Source organism: Sulfuricurvum sp. (genome assembly GCF_028712165.1).
GTDB lineage: Bacteria > Campylobacterota > Campylobacteria > Campylobacterales > Sulfurimonadaceae > Sulfuricurvum.
On sequence record NZ_JAQTQR010000128.1, the window covers coordinates 1 to 2,702 of the forward strand.

Consider the following 2,702-nt stretch of genomic DNA (forward strand, 5'->3'; position numbering starts at 1 on the left):
AACGCCTTTTCGTCGTCGTGAAAACGGATTTTGCGTATTGCGGATGTAAACGATTCGGTTAGCGTATCAAACACTAAAAACTCCTAAATGATAACTGTACAGGGGGTAAAAATTTCCGAATTATACTTAATTTTTTCTTCAATTACACTTTATTATTCTCTTATACTTTTCTGTTTAGTCAGAAACGTACTTTTACGTTTGTGGTGAGCTTGTCGAACCATGATCTGTTTAGCCTTCGACAAAACAAGGGTACCTCTCGCAAAGCGATGTTTCTTTGAGCTCAGGGCGAACGAAAAATAAAGATTTTTTAGTAAACCTCATCATGACTACCGATATCTATCAAGATGATTTGTTCTTCCGTTATAACTATCGTCACAACGATACGGTATTCATAGGTGAGTCGACAAGCGTAGTATTTGGAAAGTTCCCCTTTGAGCTTATGCATTTTCAGCACTGGAGAAAAAGGATCGGATTGAAGGATTGCAATCACTTCTGCAAATCGAGGAAGTAAGTCACGATGTTTTTTAAAGAATTTTTGAGCCGTCCGTTCAAATGATTCCGTTTGATCGATGGTGTACATTTAAGTGACGTTTTTTGTTAAATTTTCCAAATCAAAAGGTTTGATTTTCCCCTCATTTACCTCTTTTTCAGAGACTCGTAACCGTTCTAAAAATTCCAATCTCTCATTGTTTATAATCGCGACTTCATCTTTTTTAAAATGGGATAACAACCACATAAATTTTTCGCTGACACTCTCTTGAATCTCTAATGTAACCGTTTGCATAATGATTCCTCATTGCAGGTAATTTGGATAATTATAGCACACTTACTGGATTCCCGATCTGCCCTAAAGGGCTCGTGAAGTCTAGAATGACCCCTCGTTCCCATTTTCCAAGTGGGAATGCCTACCGAAAATATATACTTCTACTCAGAAGAGTGGGAGCGAGAAAATCATTTCGCTAACTGTTTGACTCATTATTTATCTCCTGTTTGTAGTTGTTGGTTGAGTTTGTTTAGATAACTTTTTTCGCTTTCTATAGCAGAATCAATTTCCATTTTTTCTGATCTACTTGTAAAAAGAACTGCTTTACCATATACATCGTAACCACATCGATCACGTGAAATATATTTGTAAAAGCTAGGTCGAATCATTTCAAAATATGCGTAATACATCTCATTAAATTCTTCTTTCGGCAACTTATAAAAAATACCGTTTTCTTTGCCATCTTCTCCGGCAACGAGATTGCGTACACGAACATAGGTTTGCATATAATCGCTGTCGCATTTAAAACGCATACGGTCGATGTTAGTGAGGATCAAATCCTCAGTGACGTTTAGAATCGCTCCATACAGAAGCGATTGGTTTTTAGCTAACTGTTTGCCGTAAAGCTCTTGGATTTGCGGGGCATTCATCTGTCTTTCAAACGAAAGATACCATCGTAACTGCGCTTCATTATGCGGGGTATACCATGGTTCGTAACGAAGGTTGTCACGACCTGCTGGTGCAGGTCCGTTGTAACGGTATATTTGATTGAGCGAATAATAAAACGCCAACCCTGGGAATCCTTCCATGAATTCACGCTGCATGTTCGGATCACGGATCGGATGGGTGGAGAGTTTTTCGATTACGGAAAATGTCTTTTCCAAAAAGCGCTGTTGCGGAACACGGTAATTTTCTGGAGCTATATCTTTTATTGATAAATCTTCCATAAGAAAACGAACAATCAACGATGAGTGATCATTTTTAGGAAATAGAATCCAAAGATAGCGGTTTACTTTAGGCAATGCGTCCTGCTTCGCATAAGGATAAATAAACCAGCGGTGATACCAAAGAGCATCTTCGGCATCCTCTTTGGGAAGATGAACAATACCGAGATTATAGATTCCGTGTTGGAGTGCGAATAACGGTTTAAGGGTAAGTGAATCGGGATGGAGAATAAAGGTAAGAAACCCCAAATGAGAGGAGAGAACTTCACCTGTACTAAAATACTCTTTTGCTTTAGTATGTTGAGCGTTCTCATGCATTAGCCAATCACGTGCATATACATAAAGTGCAACATTCAACACACTAAACAAAATGATGATTCGTATCCATTTTTGTCTACTAAAAAGATGCAAAGGGTTGAAAGCTATTTTTTCTTTTATCCGTTTTTTATACAGTTTTCCCGGTAATGTTGTAAAAAGAGCCTTAAGTGTCTTTATAAATGCAACAATGACAATTATCGCACCAAAATACCATAGACCTAATGCAATGGTAATCACCACTAATAATAAAATACTTGCTATCAACTGCATTGTTTACCTTCTATGAAATGAAGTAAGAAATTTAATATTAACTTTTTATAATATTTAATAGTATAGTTTAAAAAGCTTTAACATTTCGCAATGCTATTTAAAACTAAAATTGATTTTTTAAAAGGATAAAGATAGTGAGAAAGAATATAAAGCTAGATTCCCGATTTACCCTAAAGGGCACGTGAAGTCGGGAATGACGGAGTTTTAACTCCCGAAATGCCCAAACACTTTCGGCTCAGGCGCTTCAAACGTCTGTCCAAGCAAAATCACTTTTTTGGCGTGAAGCATTACGCGCTTCGACTGTCGTCCGCCGTAACTCTCATCTCCGATAATCGGATGCTGTGCGTATTTCATATGAGCACGGATTTGGTGCGTTCGTCCGTGATGGATAATCAGCTGTACTTTGG

3 protein-coding genes and 1 pseudogene are annotated in these 2,702 nt (G+C 37.8%); all 4 read right to left on the minus strand.

Annotation, left to right across the window (positions count from 1 at the left end; genetic code table 11):
* Positions 1 to 307 precede the first annotated feature (307 nt).
* Positions 308 to 580, minus strand: a complete 273-nt coding sequence (locus PHP90_RS13930) for a type II toxin-antitoxin system mRNA interferase toxin, RelE/StbE family (protein WP_299931092.1) — start codon at positions 578 to 580, stop codon at positions 308 to 310.
* Complete coding sequence (locus PHP90_RS13935) at positions 581 to 784, minus strand: hypothetical protein (RefSeq protein WP_299931093.1); 204 nt, start codon at positions 782 to 784, stop codon at positions 581 to 583. It abuts the gene before it with no gap.
* A 191-nt stretch (positions 785 to 975) separates the two neighbouring features.
* The gene (locus PHP90_RS13940; protein WP_299931100.1) at positions 976 to 2,295 is read right to left on the minus strand and encodes a hypothetical protein; all 1,320 of its coding nucleotides are present in this window, start codon (positions 2,293 to 2,295) and stop codon (positions 976 to 978) included.
* Positions 2,296 to 2,499: 204 nt separating this feature from the next.
* Positions 2,500 to 2,702 (minus strand): annotated as a pseudogene (locus PHP90_RS13945) (RNA pseudouridine synthase); the annotation flags it as partial.

Bases quoted from the DNA above. Each gene is read 5' to 3' on its own strand.
- PHP90_RS13930 (WP_299931092.1), bottom strand. From the start codon at position 580: ATGTACACCATCGATCAAACGGAATCATTTGAACGGACGGCTCAAAAA.
- PHP90_RS13935 (WP_299931093.1), bottom strand. From the start codon at position 784: ATGCAAACGGTTACATTAGAGATTCAAGAGAGTGTCAGCGAAAAATTT.
- PHP90_RS13940 (WP_299931100.1), bottom strand. From the start codon at position 2,295: ATGCAGTTGATAGCAAGTATTTTATTATTAGTGGTGATTACCATTGCA.